Raw genomic sequence first — 16,537 nt, forward strand, 5'->3', positions numbered from 1 at the left:
ATATGAGGTAGATTCGCCCCGTGTCTGGAGGTCATAAGAACGGGAGCAGGCGATGCAGGCTATACCGATAACGCATCGGCCGGAAACGCCGGCGGCCGCAGCGATGGCGTCGCTTTCCGGCTATCCGGCCGCGGTGCTGTGCTGGCTGCTTTCGGCCGGCGTCTACATCGCGGCCAAATGGGTGGCGCCCGAGATGCCGCCCTGGGGCCTCTGCTTCTGGCGGCTGGCGCTCGCCTGCGCCATCCTGTTGCCGATCGTGCACCGCCATCACGGCGCAATGCTTTCGCTGCTCAAATCGCGGCCGCTGGAGCTCGTCGCCGTCGGCGCGATCGGCCTGACGCTTTGCCAGGGCATGATCTATCACGGCTTGAACGACACCGACGCGACCACGGCCGGCATCATCATGGCGATGTCGCCGATCATGACCATGGTGCTGGCGCGTCTCGTGCTTGGCGAGGCGCTGGGCTTGTGGAAGGCGCTTGGCGCGGTTGCCGCGCTCGCGGGCATGCTGGTGATCGTCGCGCATGGTGACCTGACCGCGCTCATTCACCTGCGGTTCAATGCCGGCGAATTGTGGATCGTCGGCAGCGCCTTCTGCTGGGCGCTCTACACGGTGCTTTTGCGCCGCTCCAAATTCGGCCTCGAGCTCCTGCCGCTGGTCGTGCTTTTGCTCGGCGCCGGCGCGCTGGTGGCGCTGCCCTTCCATCTCTGGGAAATCTTCAACGACGAGCGCTCGGCCATGAACTTCCACGGCCTGCTCGCGCTCGCCTATCTGGCAGGTCCCGGCGGCGCCCTGATGTATTACCTCTACAACAAAAGCGTGGAGATGCTCGGCGCCAGCCGGGCAAGCATGCTGCTCTACCTGCAGACCCTGTTTGTCGCCGTGCTCGCCTATCTGCTGCTCGGCGAGAGCCTGCACGACTACGACCTGGTCGGCGCGGCCTTCATCATCGCGGGCATCGTGCTGGCGACGCTGATGAAGCCCAGCGCGGTCGCGGGGCGGATATAGACCGGACCCGATCTGTGCCGAAGCCAGCGTTTGTAACGCGTGAGCCGCTCGCCATTCGCGAGCAGGCAAATATTCGCCTGCGCTAATGCAAATGTCAGGGCACAGCCATAGAGTTGACGGTCCGACTGCAACGCCCGCCCAGGCGATACCAAAAAAAGTCGATTAACATATGTAGCTGTTTGTCTCGAAAGATGGACGTATCCCCGCGAATGGCGGGGAGAGTCTCATTTGGAATTCATCAATCGGCTGGAAGCATTGATCGAGGCCGGCGGCGCGGATGCGGTGGTCGAGGCGCGGGCGTTGCTGCGGCATGTTGAAGGCCGGTCATGCGCCACCGTCGAGGCCGTGGACGATTTCCTCGTCGACCTGATGACGGTGGCCTTCCTCGTCGAGGCTGGTCTGGAAGCATTCCAGCATCCGGCGCGGCGACTGGCGCGTGCCAGGCTCTCCAAGCTGAAGCGTTTGCTCGCGTCGGCACCCGCTGCCGCTCCGTGAACGCCCTTGCAAAAGAATCCAGCATCGACCGCGCCAGATGGTCGAGGAAAGTCCGGCAGCCGGTGCTGATGAAGGCCTCGACCGGCGTGCCGGGGTAGAGCTGCCGGCTCGCACGCCGGGTGCGTCCGAGATATTCAGCCTGGCGCGGAATTAAGGGTCGCATGTGGCCTCGTTCATCAGCCGGTCGGCGGAGATCTCGCTTACCGTCGCCGGGATTCAAGGCGTCGCGCTCCGCCCAGGAGCACGACCCAGGAACATGCGACCAGGGAACATATGGCCCAAGAACAGACGGCCCAAGAACAGACGGCCAAGACAGACTGAATGATGGATGCCTTGCAAAAACAGGGCATGTTAGGCACGCTGGCTCGCCAGCTTCTGGAGCAAGCCGCCCCATGGATTCGCCAGCGCCACAAACCGCCCGCCGCGCGCCGAACCGCTTGAACCTGTCCACCCAGGCCGGCAATACGCGCGAGTTCGAGCTTTGGCGGTCGGGTTATGCGCCGCTCTATGACATGGACGCCGAAAGCCCGGCGGCCCGTTCGTCGTTCAGCGCCGGGTTGACGAGCTATAACCTGGCGCCCCTCGTGATGATCGACGGTTACTCTTCAGCCGAGACGCTGCAGCGCACGGCGCGCACCATCGCGCGCAGCAGCATCGACCACACCAGCCTGACGGTCCGCTCGCAGGGCGGGTTCGGCCTCGACGCCGAGGGACGCACGACGGAGGTGCACACCGGAGATATATGCGTCCTCGACATGACACGCCGCAGCACGCTGCGCTCGACCGACTACAAAAGCTTCTCACTGGTTTTGCCGAGAACGCTGCTGGAACCGCATGTCGCCGATCTCGACGCGCTGCACGGCAGGATTTTGCCAAGGGGCAGCGCGCTGAACACGATGCTTGCCGCCCATATGCGCTTGCTTTACGAGCAAGCCCCCGCGCTCACGCCATCCGAGATTCATGCGGCCGCTCACGCAACGGCGGCGATGATCGCGGCATTCGCCGGGGCATCGAGCGACGGACGAGGCTTGATCGCTGAGGTCGCGGCCGATGCCTCCCTGAAAACTTGCCGGAAGCTGATCGACGCCAATCTCCATGATCCGCGGCTGGGGCCGGAGTTCCTGTGCGACCAGCTCGGCGTGTCGCGGGCCAAGCTCTATCGCCTGTTCGACCAACTGGGCGGCGTCATCCTCTATATCGAACGCCGGCGGCTGATGCGCGCCTATCGGTTCATCGTCGACCCGGCCTTTGCCCAGGAGCGCATCAGCGCCATCGCCCTTCGATGCGGCTTCAGCAATGTTTCGGCTTTCAACCGCGCCTTTCGCCAGGCCTACGCAATGTCGCCGACAGAATTGCGCGCCGCCGCGCTAGGCGGCGAGTTGTACGAAACCGATCTGGTCGGCGATCGCGCCTTCAGCACCATGGAGCGCTGGCTCCATGGCGAAGGTACGCCGGCAGTCTAGCCAGCGGGTTGCTGCGGCGGACAAGTCTTTGAATCTTCGCTCGCGTGGTCGGCACTGGTCGGGCGAGAATCGAAGCATCGCCGCACCGCCGCTGCGCTCCGACAATCTCGCTCTCCGTCCGCCGGCCTTTGACGGCGGAGCGCCATTCGCGGTCTCCGGCGTGCCGATCGCCCGCGATGCGGCCGTGCTCGAAGCGGGGCTCGACCTGACCCTGACACCGTCCGCCAAGCTCGGCATTGCTTATTGCGCACAGCTGGGTTCGGGGAGTAACGACCAGTCCGTGCAGGCGGATCTGAGCTTGAAATTCTGACTTCCGGGAGGCCGAACCAGGACCCGGTTGGCCAGTGCGCCTTTCTGCAGACCGGACCGGCGGGTGCCGTCAAGTTCCAGACGGTGCGGATGGGACTGAACTACACGTTCGGAGCCCCGACATCTCTCCAGCCATGCGGTCCCCGGCCCGGCGCGACGGCCGCACCCATAAGGCCCGCCCTCGGAAGCCATTGTAAGGGCTCGGCTCCGCTTACCGCTCCCTGAACGCCCGCGCGAAGGAGTCCATCATCGGGCGGACCAGATATTCGAAGAAAGTCCGGTCGCCTGTGCTGATGAAGGCCTCGACCGGCGTGCCGGGATAGAGCTGTTCGGCCTTCACGCCGGGCGGCAAGGCGTCGGCAATCTTCAGCTTGGCGCGAAAATAGGGTTCGTGCGTGGTCGCGTCGATCAGCCGATCGGCCGAGATCTCGCTCACCGTGGCGGGGACTTCCGGCGTGAGCCGCATGTTGAGCGCCGACAGCCTGAGTTTTGCCGGCTGGCCGATATGCACCGCGTCGACATCCCTCGGCCGCAGCCTGGCATCGACCACAAGACCCGACGCTGTCGGCAGGATCTCCATGATCTTTTCGCCCGGCCCAATCACGCTGCCTTTTGCATTGTAGGTCGAGGACACCACGATGCCGTCGGTGGGCGCCGTGATCGTCGTGCGCTTCAGCACCGCTTCGGCCGCCCTGATCTGCTCGCCGATATCGGCAAGGTTGGTGCGCACATCGTCGAGCTTGGTCAGCGCCTCCTCGACGCGCTGCGTGGTGGCGCGCTCGGCCTGCGCCTCGGCTTCCACGATCTGCGTGTTGGTCGCCGCAACGTTGGCCTCCAGCGCGCCGGCCTGGCCGACGAGATCGGCCTGCGAGCGCAGCAGCTGAGAATATTCGCTGCGGTTGGTCAGGCCCCTGTCGAGCAGGTCCGTCTTGATGGTGAGCTCTTTCTTGACGATGTCGGCCTGCTCGTCGATGGCACGCTTTTGCGCGGCAAGGCCCTTCACCGACTCGCGATGCATGGCGACGCGCTGCGCCAGGATCGATTGCTCCGAGTGGAAGCGGGCGAGCCTGGCGTCGAACTCCTTGCGCTGCTCCAGCAGCAGCTTTTCGAAGTCGCGCTGGAAGGCCGCCGGCGGGGCTTCCGCGACCGGCGCCAGCGTGGCGAGGCCGTCGCGTTCTGCCTCCAGCCGCGCCGCACTTGCCTTCAGCGCCATCGATTGCCGCGTCAGCCGGTTGAGGTCGGCTTCAGCCGCCGTGCGGTCGAGCAGGACGAGGTCCTGCCCCTGTCGGACGCGGTCGCCTTCACGGACCAGCAATCGATCGATGATGCCGCCCTCGCGATGCTGGATGAGGATGTTGCCGCCGGTCGCAGCGATCGTGCCCTGCGTGACCACGGCGCCGGCCAGCGGGGCGCTCGCCGCCCAAGTGCCGAAGCCGCCGATGAACAGCGCGACCGCCGCATATCCGGCCAACGCCGTGCGGCGGAAATCGGTGCGTGGGGCGTTGGCGAAGGCGACGGTCAGTGTCATCGTTCAGGACCCGAAGCGGATGGCGTGCGGGCGCATCGTCGGCATGAACGAACCCGTCACCACCGAGCCAGCGGCCGTGCCCTTGGCGCCCGGCTGCCGCAGCACTTCGCCGCTCGGCGCAAAGGCTTCGATCACGCCTGCGCGCAGCAGCATCACCTTGTCGCAGGCCGCCGCGATCGACGGGCGGTGGGTGATGACGATCACCGTCGCGCCGGCGGCTCGCGCAGCGGCAAGCGTCGCTTCGAGCGCCGCTTCGCCGGCGCCGTCGAGATGCGTGCTGGGTTCGTCGAGAACCAGCAGGCGCGGATTGCCGTAGAGCGCGCGCGCCAGCGCGATCCGCTGCCGCTCGCCGCCCGACAGCGTGGCCGTGACGTGCGTCTGGTAGCCGTCTCGCAGCGCCACGATCGCCTCATGCGCGCCGGCCCGCTTGGCCGCGTCCACGATCGCGGCATCGTCGGCTTGCGCGTCGAAGCGAGCGATGTTTTGCGCAATCGTGCCGGGGAACAGCTCGGCGTCCTGCGCCAGGTAGCCGACATGCCGGCCGCGCTGCTCGTCGTCCCAGTTGCGAAGGTCCGCCCCGTCGATGCGCACGGCGCCACCGTTTGGGTTGAGCGCGCCGACCATCAGCTTTGCCAGCGTCGATTTGCCGGCGCCGCTCGGCCCGACGATCGCCACGGCCTCGCCGGAATGGATCGCAAAATTCAGCCGCTTGAGGATGGGCTCGGTCCCGAACGCGGCGTTCGGCGCCATGTAGAACAGGTCCTGCGCCGATATCGCGCCGGACGGGTCGGGCAGGGTGGTCTTGCGCGTCGCCGAGGGCGGTGCCGCCAGCGCCGCCTTGAGCCGGCCCCAGGCGCGGCGTGCGTCTACGATCTGCCGCCATGCGCCGATCAGCTGGTCGAGCGGCTGCAGCGCGCGCGCCGAGACCAGCGAGGAGGCGAAGATCATGCCGGCGGTCATCCGCCCATCGAGCACCAGCCACGCGCCGGAACCGAGGATGGCAAGCTGCAGCATCATGCGCAGCGCCCGCGACGCGCCGCTGAAGATGGCATTGGCGCTGGCCGAGCGGTCATGCAGGACGAGTGCTTCCGAGACATGGCGCTGCCAGGCGCGCGCGGCGTTCTCCACCATGCCCATGGCGCGCAGCGTGTCGGCATTGCGCGTAAAAGCCTGTTCGGCCTCGCTGGCCAGCGCCGAACGCTCCGCCGACATGGCATCGTTGCGGCCGATGGCGATCTGGTTGGCGATCACCAGCATGACAAGCAGCGCGGCACCGCCGAGCGTCACCCAGAACAGCACCGGGTGGATGAGATAGAGCAGCGCCAGGAACAGCGGCGCGAAGGGCAGGTCGAACAAAACTGCCACGCCACGCGAACGGATGAAGGCGCAGGCCGAGGCGAGGTCGCGCAGCGGCGCCCCGGCGGTGCCGAGCGCGGCGGCGAAGGTGTCGGCGCCGAGCGCTTGGTCGACGGTGGCGGCTATGCGCTGCATGTAGATGGCGCGCACCGCGTCGAGGAAGCCGAGGAAGGCAAGCGCTGCAACCGCGATGGCCGACAGATAGGCGAGCGTCTCGGCGCTGGAGGAAGGCAGCACGCGGTCATAGACCTGCAGCAGATAGAGCGGGATCACCAGAAGCAGGACGTTGATCAGCGCCGAGAACAGGCCCGCGTCGGCAATGGCGCGCCGGAAGACCCTGCGCAGAACCAAGGCGCGCGGTTCGACGCGCTGCCCTGGCTGACCGGTTGTTGCATCCGCACGCATCGCGCCGGCCTAGGCGGTGTGCTCGCCTGTTACGCTGATATGGTTCTGCTGCAGATCGTCCAGCGTGTAGGCGTGGATATAGTCGATCTTCATCTGCGCCGGTGTCGCCAGGTGATCGGGCGGCGCGCCGGCCTGGCCGCCGACCGCGAGGTCGACCAGCATGTACATCGGCTTGTCCATGTCGGACGGCGTCGCCGCTTCCGCGACCTGCACGCCGTCATAGGTCCACACCAGCTTGTCCGGCGTCCACAACAGGCCATAGGTGTGAAAACCGGCGGTGTTCGAGACATTCACCGTCGACCCGACCGTGGTGTGCTGTCCCGTCTCGTTGGTGTGCGCGGTCATCAGCAGCGAATTCGGGTTCTGCCCGTACATTTCCACCACGTCGAGCTCCGGCGGCCACGAGCCGTCTTCCGGCAGCAGCCAGAAGGCCGGCCATGCCCCGGCGTTTTCCGGCATGTCGGCCTTCATTTCGAAATAGCCATAGGTCTGCGAGAACGTGTCGTGCGTGTTGAGCATGCCGGATGTGTAATCGTAGTTGTTGATCAGCGGCTTGATATCGGCCGAGGCGTGCGCCGCCGTGATGGTGAGCACGCCATTGCTGACGCTGAACGGATGCACCGAGCTCGTCGGGGCATAATTGGCGTCGATATACCATTGCAGTTCGTTGTTCTGGGTCAGCGTGCTGCCGTTCGCGGCGCCCCACCAGAAATTGGTGTCCCAGGTGCCGCCTTGGGCGTTGTGAAGGTTCAGCGAGTTGAATTCATCGCTGAAGGACAGCGTCATGCCTGACTTGTCGATCGGCAGCTCGAATTGCCCGGGCTGGAACTTGTCGATTGTGGTGTCCTTGAACTCGAGGACCTCGCCGGATCCGAGGTTCAAAAGCACGTTCGGCCCCGCCTGGATCATGTTCGAGTGGATGGCGTCGAACGAGGTGAACGCGTAACCGTCGAGGCGCACGGTGTCTGTCGCGGCGAAATTCGCGATCAGGTCACTGCCATTGCCTTTCGCGACAATGAAGGTGTCATACCCGCCGCCACCATCGATCAGCACATCGTTGCCCGCTCCGCCGGCCACGGTCTGGTGGCCGCCCGTGGCGGTGATGATGTTGTCCAACCCATTTCCGAACGCAAAGCTTTTAGCGCTGGTGACGACGAGGTTCTCGACATTGTCGGGGAGCTTGTAGCTCATCCAGGTGCTGATCGTGTCGATGCCTGCCCCGTAGCCCTCGGCCACCTTGTTGCCGGCGCCATAGAGATAGTAGATATCGTCGCCCGTACCGCCATGCATGGTGGTGTTGACGCCCGATGCTCCATAGAAGGAATCGTTTCCGGAGCTGCCCCACAAATCCGGCCCCGCGCCTGAAGCCGAGTACCAGTGGCTGGAAGAGCCGCTATAGGGAAGGGCTACGCCTATCGCGTTGACGAAGGTGCTCATCGCTTAGTTCTCCTCGTGCCATCCCGCCGCCCGAGACGCTCGATCGAAGCCGCCGCTTCCAGTCCAACCGGCGAGTCACCCCATCGTTCCAAGGTTTTGTGTTATAGTACAGATAAAAATATGTTCTCCATCGATTAATGGTTACAAATGAACACGATAAGCTATACCTAATACAATTTAAGCGCGAGAGCTTGATAATTTTAATCAATATTGCGTAGTTATTGCCGAAATATTGGGCAGCGTGGCGCGGGTGAGTGCATTTTGTCATCCGGCGCCGCATCCGCGAACGAGCGCCTGCCATGGCCTTCGACGGGACAAAAAATTGACGGCGGCTGTCGGATCGGCCTATTCCCGCCCGTCCTTGGGGCATCGATCAACGAACAACACAGGATACCGAAGACATGCCCAGCACCATCCATTTGCACCGCGTGCTCACCACCAACCCGCAGAAGGTCTACCGTGCTTTCACCGAGGCCGATGCGCTGGCGAAATGGCTGCCGCCGAATGGCTTCACCTGCACGGTGCACAGCCTCGACGCCAAGGTCGGCGGTTCGTTCAAGATGTCGTTCCGCAACTTCACCACCGGCGGCGGCCACGATTTCGGCGGCGAGTATCTCGAGCTCGTTCCGGGCGAGCTGGTGCGCTACACCGACCGCTTCGACGACCCCAACCTGCCCGGGCAGATCGAGGTGACGGTGAGCCTGAAGAAGGTTTCGGTCGGCACCGAAATCAACATCACCCAGGCCGGCATCCCGGACGTCATCCCCGCCGAGGCCTGCTATCTCGGCTGGCAGGATTCGCTGACGAATCTGGCCAAGCTTGTCGAGCCGGAGATCAACCAGTAGGCCAGCTGAGCGCATGGCGGCCGGTTAACCGGCCGCCGCCTTACCCGAGGTAAGCAAAATTTCACCAAGTCCGGCTAAAAAGCCGCCTTATGGATCGCAACAAGAACAACGACCTCTTTGTTCTGATGGCGGCGCTCGCCGCCGTAGCGATCTACAACATTGCCTGCGGCATCAAGACAGGCGAAGTCAGAGGCAAGCTGGATTGGGTTGCGCTGGCGGACGATCCGACACGATTTTGGAACATCGTGGTCGGCAATTCGATCGTCCTGGTGGCTTCGATAGCCTTTCTGTGGGTGCTCAATATCCGCAGACCCGGATGACCTGAGGCGGCGTCCTCCTTACCTCACACCGCGCGCGTGATGCCACCATCGACACGGATGTTCTGCCCCGTGATGTAGGCGCCTCCATCCGAGGCCAGGAACGCGATCGTCGCGGCGATCTCTTCGGACGTGCCGTAGCGCTTCAGCGGCACGCTGTCACGGCGCTGATCGGTCGTCGGCAGGCTGTCGATCCAGCCCGGCAGCACATTGTTCATGCGGATGTTGTCGGCGGCGTAGGTGTCGGCGAAGATCTTGGTGTAGGCGGCAAGACCTGCGCGCGCCACCGCCGAGGTCGGGAACATCGCGCTCGGTTCGAACGCCCAGGCGGTCGAGATGTTGATGATGACGCCCGATTTCTGCTTCTGCATCACCGGCGTCACCAGCCGGGTCGGCCGCACGGCGTTAAGGAAATAGGTGTCGATGCCCTTGTGCCAGTCCTCGTCGGAGATCTCGATGATCTGCGCGCGCGGCCCGTGGCCGGCGCTGTTGACCAGCACGTCGATGCGGCCCCAGCGTTCCAGCGCGCCGTCGGTGAGGCGCTTGAGATCGTCGTTCGACTGGTTGGAGCCGGTGACGCCGAAGCCGCCGAGTTCCTTGCCCAGCGCCTCGCCCTTGCCGGAGGAGGACAGCACGCCGACCTTGAAGCCGTCCGCCGCCAGGCGCTTGGCCGCCGCCGCTCCCATGCCGCTGCCGCCCGCCGTCACCAGAGCTACCTTGTCCACCATATCTCGATCCATCCTGGCTAGGGGCGGGGAGTCCCGCCCGCGTTGAAGAGGCTCTGTTAGCATGGGCCAATGCGCGGCGCGAACGGGTTGCGATATGCCAATGACATCGCGGATTGGCGAAAGCGGTGAAACCGCCGATCTCCCCCCTTGTGGGCGAGATGCCTGGCAAGGCAGAAGGGGCGCTGTCGCGCCGGCATATCAGTATTTATCCAGGTGCCGTGCCCTTTGATTTGGCGAGAGCCCCAAGCTGGAGCAATGCTTCATTCCTTCGCGCCGCCCTCTGTCCTGCCGGACATCTCCCCTACGAGGGGGGAGATCGGCGGCTCCGCCATCGGCTCCACCCACCGATGCCTCCTCTCCTCCCATGCAATCCGCGTCGGCGCGGGAAACGCCGGATCGGCAAAACACCCCACGGCCACCGCGATCGCGTCCGGCTTGCGCTCCGGCTCCCAGAAAACGCTGGAGCCGCATTCCGGGCAGAAATGGAAGGTGACCGCGTGGCCGCCGTCGGACAGGCGCCGGTACGTGCTGGCAGTCCCTTCGGCCGTGACCGCAGCGCGCGCGAAGAATGCGGCGATGCCGTAAGTGCTGCCTGTCCGCCTCTGGCAATCGAGGCAGTGGCACAGCGCGACCAGTCGCGGCTCGCCGTCACAAGAGATCTTGAGTTGCCCGCAGGCACAGGATGCGGTTCGCATGGGCTGCCTCATGGTTGAATGAGTTCGTCGCCGCCGTACGGCGGTCGGCATATTCAAGTTTTCGGGAGAGGTTGGCACGTGGCGCGGCCTTATTCCTACGCATTCCAGCCTGGTGATTCAACAGCGTTGGTGATTGTTTGTGGAGGAGATCGGCACCACCACCCCGCTCAAGCCTTGAAGCCACTCATCACCGCCTTCGACACTCGCGCGCAGCGCCCCGGCTTGATGTCACCCGGCTTCAGCGGCACACCCGTCCCAGCCGGCACCGCCGGCTGATACCAGCCGCGCAGCGCCTGGTCGGAGGCGCAGTAGCCCCAGTTGACCAGATCGATCGTCTCCTTGGCTCCCAGGAAATGCAGCGAGGTGCCGACATCGGCCGGCGCGGTCGCGGCACTTTGCGCGAAATGCGGCGCGGTCGCGTCCGGCTTGCTGGCGATCGACCAGTAGACGCCGCGCGTGGTGGCATAGTCGGGCCGTGTCGCGTCGTTGGGCTGGCCGCGGTCGTCGGCGTCCTTCGCCGCCTGGAAGCGGGCGACAAGGTCGCGGCGGCGCAGCGAGCGCACCTGGTTATCGGCGGTGTCGGAGACGCGCTTCAATTGCGAGTACCAGTTCCACAGCCCGGAATTCGACGCCCGCCAAGGCGCGCCCGCGTCGCTGACCAGAAGCCAGCGGCAGCGCTTCAGCGCCGGCTCGATGCCGTGATTGTCGTAGACGCCGCCATCGGTGAGCACGGCGCGGCGCGGTGGCACCGGTGGGCCGACCGTCGGGTCGAGCTTGTCGTTCTTCCACTGGAACGGCGTCAGGTCGAGCCGGAGCGGCGACAGCACCGGCGGAAAGGCCGACGAGGCGGCCACAGCCAGCGCGACCGGCAGGTCGGCATGATAGGCGACGCCGATCCGGTAGTCGGCGATGTAGCGCCGCGACAGCCGAAACAGCGAGCCGGTGCTGAGATTGCTGGAGCAGAACACGAACCAGGGTTTTTCCGGCAGGCCTTTCAGCATCGGCATCGCGCCATCGAACAGATGCCGCTCATAGCAGGCGGCAACTTCGCGCGCCGCGCTGGAAAACGGGTTGAGCAGGCCCACGGCGATCGACGGTGCGTCGAGGAACACTTGCGAGAAGTCCAGTATCTTGTTGAGATAGATGCCGAAATTGGTGGCGACACCGTCGACGAAGGTGAAGCGTGGCCACAGCACCGCCAACAGCCCGGCGGCGATCGAGCCGCCCGAGACGGAGCTCACCATGTCGAGCTTTGCAAGCAGCCCGGCCTCGTTCAGCCGGCACAGTGCGCCGGCATGAAACAGCATGGCGCGGTAGCCGCCGCCCGACAGGCAAAGGCCGAGATCGTAGCGCTCAACGCTGTCGTCCGCGTCGTCAGGCTGGACCGTGTCACTGGCCATGGATCACTCCGATCGGCGGGTTCGCCGACAGTCCAACCCAGCGCGGGCAATCTGGCAAGCGGCGAATCCTGGTGATTGGCCAAAGCGGTCAAGTTGCCAATCTCCCCACAAGCGGGGAGATCAGCAGTTCCCGCCTCGCGCTCTTCCCCAAAATGCGCCATAGCCGTGCAGAAGACGCGGGAGGTGGATCGCATGCTCTTCTGGATGGCAGCCGTGGCCGGACCGGCGGTCGCCTACCTGCTCGGTTCGGTCCCGACCGGCTATCTGGCCGGCCAGCTGGTCCGGGGTATCGACATCCGCGAGCATGGCTCGAAATCCACCGGCGCCACAAATGTGCTGCGCACGCTGGGCAAAGGGCCGGCGCTTGTCGTGCTTCTGGTCGATGTGCTGAAGGGCGTCGCGGCGATCGTCTTGGCCCGCTGGTTCCATGCCTGGCTTTACACGCTGCCGTCGTTGGCGCCGCTATCCGATGCGCAAAGCCTGGCGCCCTGGGGCGTGTGCCTGGCCGGGCTTGCCGTATTGCTCGGGCACGGCCGCTCGATCTGGCTGAATTTCACCGGCGGCAAATCCGCCGCCACCGGGCTCGGCGTGCTTCTGGCGCTGTCCTGGCCCGTCGGTGTCGGCGCCGCCGTGATCTTTGCCGTCGTGCTTGGCCTGTCTCGCATCGTCTCGCTGAGCTCGATGCTGGCGGCGCTGGCCGCGATCGCGCTGGTCTTGGCCCTGGAGCAGCCGCTGGCCTATCGGCTGCTGGTGATCGCCGGCGGCCTCTATGTCATTGCGCGCCACCGCGCCAACATCGGCCGGCTGATCGCCGGCACCGAGCCGCGCCTGGGGCAGGCGAGCCCTTGAAGCCATTCCAGAAAAGTGTGGAACGGTCGGGCTCGGCAACTTCGCCGTAGCCTCAGCCCACAATTGCGCAAAAAGCGTTCTCACAGCTCCTTCTCGGCCAGTTCCCTGAATTCGTCCGGCACCGAGCGTGCCGCTTCCAGCGCCACCGTGCCGTAGCCGACAGCCTCCTTGCCGAAGCGCTGGCGGATCTTATCGATGGCGCGGTCGGCGCCGAAGCGGGCCAACCCTTTGCGGCTGCCGGGCTTCAGCTTCTCGTCGGCCAGCCCGAGCGGCAGTTCGAGCTGCAGCTCGGCATGCTCCTCAAGATGCGAGACGGAGATGGCGAGCAGCGAGATGTCCTTCTCGCCGGCATTGGCGGCCAGCACGCCGCGCACCAGCTCCTCGGCGATTTCGGCCAGCATCGTCGTGGCCTGGATCGGCTGCTCCAGCGTCACCGAGCGCGAGACGGCACGCATATCGGCGAAGCGCACGCGCACCGTCACTGTACGTCCGGGCCGGTCCTTGGCGCGCAGGCGGCTGGCGACGCGGTCGGCGAGGTGCAAGAGCGTCGGCACGAAGATGCGCGGCACGGCCGGCTTGCGGCCGAGCGCCGACTGCGCGCCGGCTGAAATCGCGCGGCGATGCGTTTCCAATTTGCGTGGGTCGCGGTTCCAGGCAAGCGCCGCGAGCTTCTGGCCGGCGGCCGGGCCGAGCAGGCGCTCCAGCGCGCCGCCATGCGTGCGCGCCAATTGGCCGATGGTCTCGATACCGATCTCGGCCAGCCGCGCCTTGGTCGCGGGTCCGACGCCCCACATCAACGTGACCGGCAAATCGTGCAGGAAGGCAAGCTCGCTGCCGGGTGCGACCACCACCAGCCCGTCGGGCTTGGCCACCTGCGAGGCGATCTTGGCCAGATGCTTGGTCCGCGCCACGCCGATCGAGATCGGTAGGCCGAGCTCGGATTTCACGCGCTCGCGGATTTTTTGCGCGATCTGGTCGGGCTGGCCGAACAGATGCGTGCAGCCGGCGACGTCGGCAAAGGCCTCGTCGATCGAGATGCGCTCGACCAGCGGCGTGAAATCGTCGAGCACTTTGATCGCGGCGTCGCCGAGCCGCTGGTATTCGCTGAAGCGACCGCCGACGAAGATCAACTGCGGGCAGAGCTCGCGCGCCTTGCGGCCGGGCATGCCGCCGCGCACGCCGAAAACCTTGGCTTCATAGGAGGCCGCCAGCACCACGCCGCCACCGACCGCGATCGGCTTACCCGTGAGCGAGGGGTCGAACAACTGCTCGACCGAAGCATAGAAAGCGTCGAGATCGGCATGCAGGATGGTGGCTTCGCCGCAACCGGCATTCGTGGCGAGCATGCCGCGCTCCGTCTCCATCCGGCGTCGTTTTCACACCGGCCTGCTGCTGCGCTGCAGCATTAGCCGGATGTGTTTTAAGGAAAGTTGCATGAACATAAAGAGAACAAAGCAGGTTTTTTGTCAAGCCACGGCAGGGACGTCCCAGGCTGTCTGTGACCGATCGCACGCAAGTGCAACATCGCCAGTCTCGCCGCGAAGCAAAAAGCCCGCACGGCAAAGCCGCGCGGGCAGGGCTGGAGTAGTCACAGCACCAACGCGGTGAGACGGCATTGGTTGCGGTCGTCCAGGCGGGCGGGGCGGGAACAATTGGCGGCGCTTCACCGTTGTTTCGAAGCGGAGGCCGTGATGGACAATTTCGAGCTTATCGATCTTCTCTGCGTCGTCGAAGCGTGCGCCAGCGACCATGTCGCGGGCCGGGTCGTGCCGATGTCGAAAGCCGTCGAGGAACTGCGCGTGCTGACCGGCGACTTCGTCTCTTCGGACGAGAGCGCCGCCAACGCGCTGTCGCAGGTGGCGCTCGAGCGCGGCTGCGCGGTGCTGTTCGACGAGAGGCCAGGCGCTGAGATCGTGGCCGCGCCGTAGCTCGCGCCTTCCCCGAATTCAGCAGAAAGGCAGGATTGCTTCGCTGCCCCTGCCTTGAGAGTAAAATAAGACCTCAGTCCCTTCTACGTGAGGTAGCTAACATACGCCGCAACGTGTAGCTTGCCACACGGGGTTCAACTGAATCGGAGGGACAAGAATCATGCCACGGGTTTCGGAGCTTTTCTTCAAGACGGGCGTAATATTTTTGCTGCTGGGCATCGCCATCGGCATCAAGATGGGGATTTCCGGCGACCATGGCGCTTTCCCGGCGCACGCCCATTTCAATCTCCTGGGCTGGGTCACCAGCGCTATTTTCGGCGGCTATTATGCGCTCAATCCGGCCAAGGCCGAGAAGCGCCTGGCCATGATCCACTACGGCCTTTACACGCTCGGCCTGGTGGTGATGCTGCCGCCGCTTTACCTGAAATTCGCCACGGGCAACGACGCGGTAGACCCGATCCTGGGCATAGGGTCGCTCATTGTCGCCGCCGGCGTGCTGGTCTTTACCGTCGTGGTATTCTCGCCCGCGCAATCCGCGCGCTCGGCCACCATGGCGGCGCGCTAGGCGTATGAAGCAAATCGCCGGGCGGCTTGCCGCTCGGCGCGGTTTGCGCCCCTAGAGCAGCTTCAGACGAGAGATCAGAGCTTGAATGATGCCGTCGCGCTCGAAAGGACCGGGCAGCTTGGCGGGCGCTGTGTCGCCTGCCTTGCTTTCGGAGACTGCGCGGCCCTCGCGCTGGATGAGCACCAGCACGACTATGAAATAGGCGGCCTGCAAAAGCACGCCCGCCAATAACGTCCAACCAAGCGACGCCCAGATCGACCCGGTGGACGCATATGTCCACCCGAGGACCACCAAAAGCGTTGCCGTCATTCCCACAAGAAACCGCGGAAAATACATCTGCCCAACCGAGCGCCCTGGACCGTCCAAGGTCCCGGCAATCTCGCCCATTCTCTACCCGCCTTGAGCCTTGCACCTTTTCCAGCGCGACCGCAAGCGGTGGTTGTCGGCCGACCCTCCGGTACGGCCTTTTGGCCGATGTCGCAGGGACCAGCGTCTGGGGACTTCTGTTTAAGAAACCAGGAATCCCGACGTCTCGTTCCCCAAAGCGCAATCAAGTTAGGACTATCTGACGGAGCGCGGCGTCGACGAAGAGGCGCCGTGGCGTGAGAACGCGCGGAGAAGATCGCGCCGAGAACCTCCCTTCATCGGCGGATGGCCGAGCTCCCGCTGCCTTTCCTGTGACGGCGGCGGGAGGTCGATCCGGCATCAGGCTCGCTGGATGGGACGGAAGACATCTGGCAAAAAAAGCCCGTCACGCCGAAGCGTGACGGGCTGTTTGCCGCTGACTGCCCGATCAGGTCAGGATCAGCACGATCTTGTAGCTGTCGGGGTCGACGATCACGATGCGCCCGTCGGCGAGCACGAAATACTCGTAGCTCTCATAGGCCGGGATGATCTTGACGATGCGCGACGGCAGGCGGTGCAGATGCACCTTGTGCCGCGGCACCTCGACGCCGACCGAGATGTCGAAGCTGACGTCACGCACCGGCTCGACCTTGGTCTCGTGGATGATCTGCGTGACCTGCGTCTTCTGCTCGACCGTCACGTTATTGATCGAGGCGGTCTTGCCCTGGTCGGTCTGCGTGTTGGTCTGGGCGTTTTGCTCGGTGCTGGCGCCGGCCTTGCCCTGGGCCTGCTGATCGGTCTGGACCTTGGTCTTGTCTTGCGCCTGCTGGCTGTTCTTCAACTTGGTGTTGTCCTGAGCGTTA

General features: G+C 64.9%; 18 protein-coding genes. 9 read left to right on the top strand and 9 right to left on the bottom strand.

Annotated elements, in window-relative coordinates:
• The first annotated feature begins 52 nt into the window (after positions 1-52).
• The 4 genes from AB6802_RS08320 (at position 53) to AB6802_RS08335 (ending at position 3,277) form a co-directional block, all read left to right on the top strand.
• On the top strand, positions 53-1,009 hold the full coding sequence (locus AB6802_RS08320; RefSeq protein WP_371009574.1) for a DMT family transporter: 957 nt from the start codon (positions 53-55) through the stop codon (positions 1,007-1,009).
• A 228-nt stretch (positions 1,010-1,237) separates the two neighbouring features.
• Complete coding sequence (locus AB6802_RS08325) at positions 1,238-1,504, top strand: hypothetical protein (RefSeq protein ID WP_371009575.1); 267 nt, start codon at positions 1,238-1,240, stop codon at positions 1,502-1,504.
• A 392-nt stretch (positions 1,505-1,896) separates the two neighbouring features.
• Positions 1,897-2,967, top strand: a complete 1,071-nt coding sequence (locus tag AB6802_RS08330; RefSeq protein WP_371009576.1) for a helix-turn-helix domain-containing protein — start codon at positions 1,897-1,899, stop codon at positions 2,965-2,967.
• Positions 2,942-3,277 carry a hypothetical protein gene (locus tag AB6802_RS08335; protein WP_371009577.1) on the top strand — a complete coding sequence of 112 codons (336 nt, stop codon included), beginning with the start codon at positions 2,942-2,944 and terminating at the stop codon, positions 3,275-3,277. The genes AB6802_RS08330 and AB6802_RS08335 overlap by 26 nt, the downstream gene beginning before the upstream one ends.
• A gap of 210 nt (positions 3,278-3,487) precedes the next feature.
• Here the strand turns inward: AB6802_RS08335 and AB6802_RS08340 are convergent, their stop codons facing one another.
• From AB6802_RS08340 to AB6802_RS08350, 3 genes are read right to left on the bottom strand one after another with little or no spacing between them, the layout of a single operon-like run.
• Positions 3,488-4,804, bottom strand: a complete 1,317-nt coding sequence (locus tag AB6802_RS08340; RefSeq protein WP_371009578.1) for an HlyD family type I secretion periplasmic adaptor subunit — start codon at positions 4,802-4,804, stop codon at positions 3,488-3,490.
• A 3-nt stretch (positions 4,805-4,807) separates the two neighbouring features.
• A complete protein-coding gene (locus AB6802_RS08345) occupies positions 4,808-6,565 on the bottom strand; it encodes a type I secretion system permease/ATPase (RefSeq protein ID WP_371009579.1) in 1,758 nt (585 codons plus the stop codon).
• Between the two features lie 9 nt (positions 6,566-6,574).
• Positions 6,575-8,002, bottom strand: coding sequence for a family 16 glycosylhydrolase (locus tag AB6802_RS08350; protein ID WP_371009580.1), 1,428 nt, complete (start codon positions 8,000-8,002; stop codon positions 6,575-6,577).
• 401 nt (positions 8,003-8,403) lie between these two features.
• Here AB6802_RS08350 and AB6802_RS08355 point away from each other — a divergent pair, with 401 nt between their 5' ends.
• Both AB6802_RS08355 and AB6802_RS08360 read left to right on the top strand, forming a co-directional pair.
• Positions 8,404-8,847 carry an SRPBCC family protein gene (locus AB6802_RS08355; RefSeq protein ID WP_371009581.1) on the top strand — a complete coding sequence of 148 codons (444 nt, stop codon included), beginning with the start codon at positions 8,404-8,406 and terminating at the stop codon, positions 8,845-8,847.
• 89 nt (positions 8,848-8,936) lie between these two features.
• Positions 8,937-9,167: a hypothetical protein gene (locus tag AB6802_RS08360; protein ID WP_371009582.1), complete on the top strand. Its 231-nt coding sequence runs from the start codon at positions 8,937-8,939 to the stop codon at positions 9,165-9,167.
• Positions 9,168-9,190: 23 nt separating this feature from the next.
• On the opposite strand, the gene AB6802_RS08365 is transcribed toward AB6802_RS08360, so the two are convergent.
• From AB6802_RS08365 to AB6802_RS08375, 3 genes are all read right to left on the bottom strand, one after another.
• Complete coding sequence (locus AB6802_RS08365) at positions 9,191-9,892, bottom strand: SDR family oxidoreductase (RefSeq protein ID WP_371009583.1); 702 nt, start codon at positions 9,890-9,892, stop codon at positions 9,191-9,193.
• A 260-nt stretch (positions 9,893-10,152) separates the two neighbouring features.
• The gene (locus AB6802_RS08370; RefSeq protein ID WP_371009584.1) at positions 10,153-10,587 is read right to left on the bottom strand and encodes a GFA family protein; all 435 of its coding nucleotides are present in this window, start codon (positions 10,585-10,587) and stop codon (positions 10,153-10,155) included.
• 167 nt (positions 10,588-10,754) lie between these two features.
• Entirely contained in the window at positions 10,755-11,987 is a 1,233-nt protein-coding gene (locus AB6802_RS08375) for a patatin-like phospholipase family protein (protein WP_371009585.1), read from the bottom strand.
• A 192-nt stretch (positions 11,988-12,179) separates the two neighbouring features.
• On the opposite strand from AB6802_RS08375, the gene plsY reads away from it, so the two are divergent.
• Positions 12,180-12,836 (top strand): glycerol-3-phosphate 1-O-acyltransferase PlsY, encoded by a 657-nt coding sequence (gene plsY / locus AB6802_RS08380; RefSeq protein ID WP_371009586.1) that lies wholly within the window; start codon positions 12,180-12,182, stop codon positions 12,834-12,836.
• An 80-nt stretch (positions 12,837-12,916) separates the two neighbouring features.
• Here plsY and dinB read toward each other — a convergent pair whose 3' ends face one another.
• The gene (gene dinB, locus AB6802_RS08385; protein WP_371009587.1) at positions 12,917-14,182 is read right to left on the bottom strand and encodes a DNA polymerase IV; all 1,266 of its coding nucleotides are present in this window, start codon (positions 14,180-14,182) and stop codon (positions 12,917-12,919) included.
• 345 nt (positions 14,183-14,527) lie between these two features.
• On the opposite strand from dinB, the gene AB6802_RS08390 reads away from it, so the two are divergent.
• Positions 14,528-14,764, top strand: coding sequence for a hypothetical protein (locus tag AB6802_RS08390; RefSeq protein WP_371009588.1), 237 nt, complete (start codon positions 14,528-14,530; stop codon positions 14,762-14,764).
• 160 nt (positions 14,765-14,924) lie between these two features.
• Complete coding sequence (locus tag AB6802_RS08395; protein WP_371009589.1) at positions 14,925-15,329, top strand: hypothetical protein; 405 nt, start codon at positions 14,925-14,927, stop codon at positions 15,327-15,329.
• A gap of 51 nt (positions 15,330-15,380) precedes the next feature.
• On the opposite strand, the gene AB6802_RS08400 is transcribed toward AB6802_RS08395, so the two are convergent.
• A complete protein-coding gene (locus tag AB6802_RS08400; RefSeq protein ID WP_371009590.1) occupies positions 15,381-15,716 on the bottom strand; it encodes a hypothetical protein in 336 nt (111 codons plus the stop codon).
• Between the two features lie 406 nt (positions 15,717-16,122).
• The coding region (locus tag AB6802_RS08405; protein ID WP_371009591.1) for a DUF1236 domain-containing protein at positions 16,123-16,537 on the bottom strand (415 nt) is incomplete at its 5' end.

The organism is Mesorhizobium sp. RCC_202 (assembly GCF_041355295.1).
Lineage (GTDB): Bacteria > Pseudomonadota > Alphaproteobacteria > Rhizobiales > Rhizobiaceae > Mesorhizobium.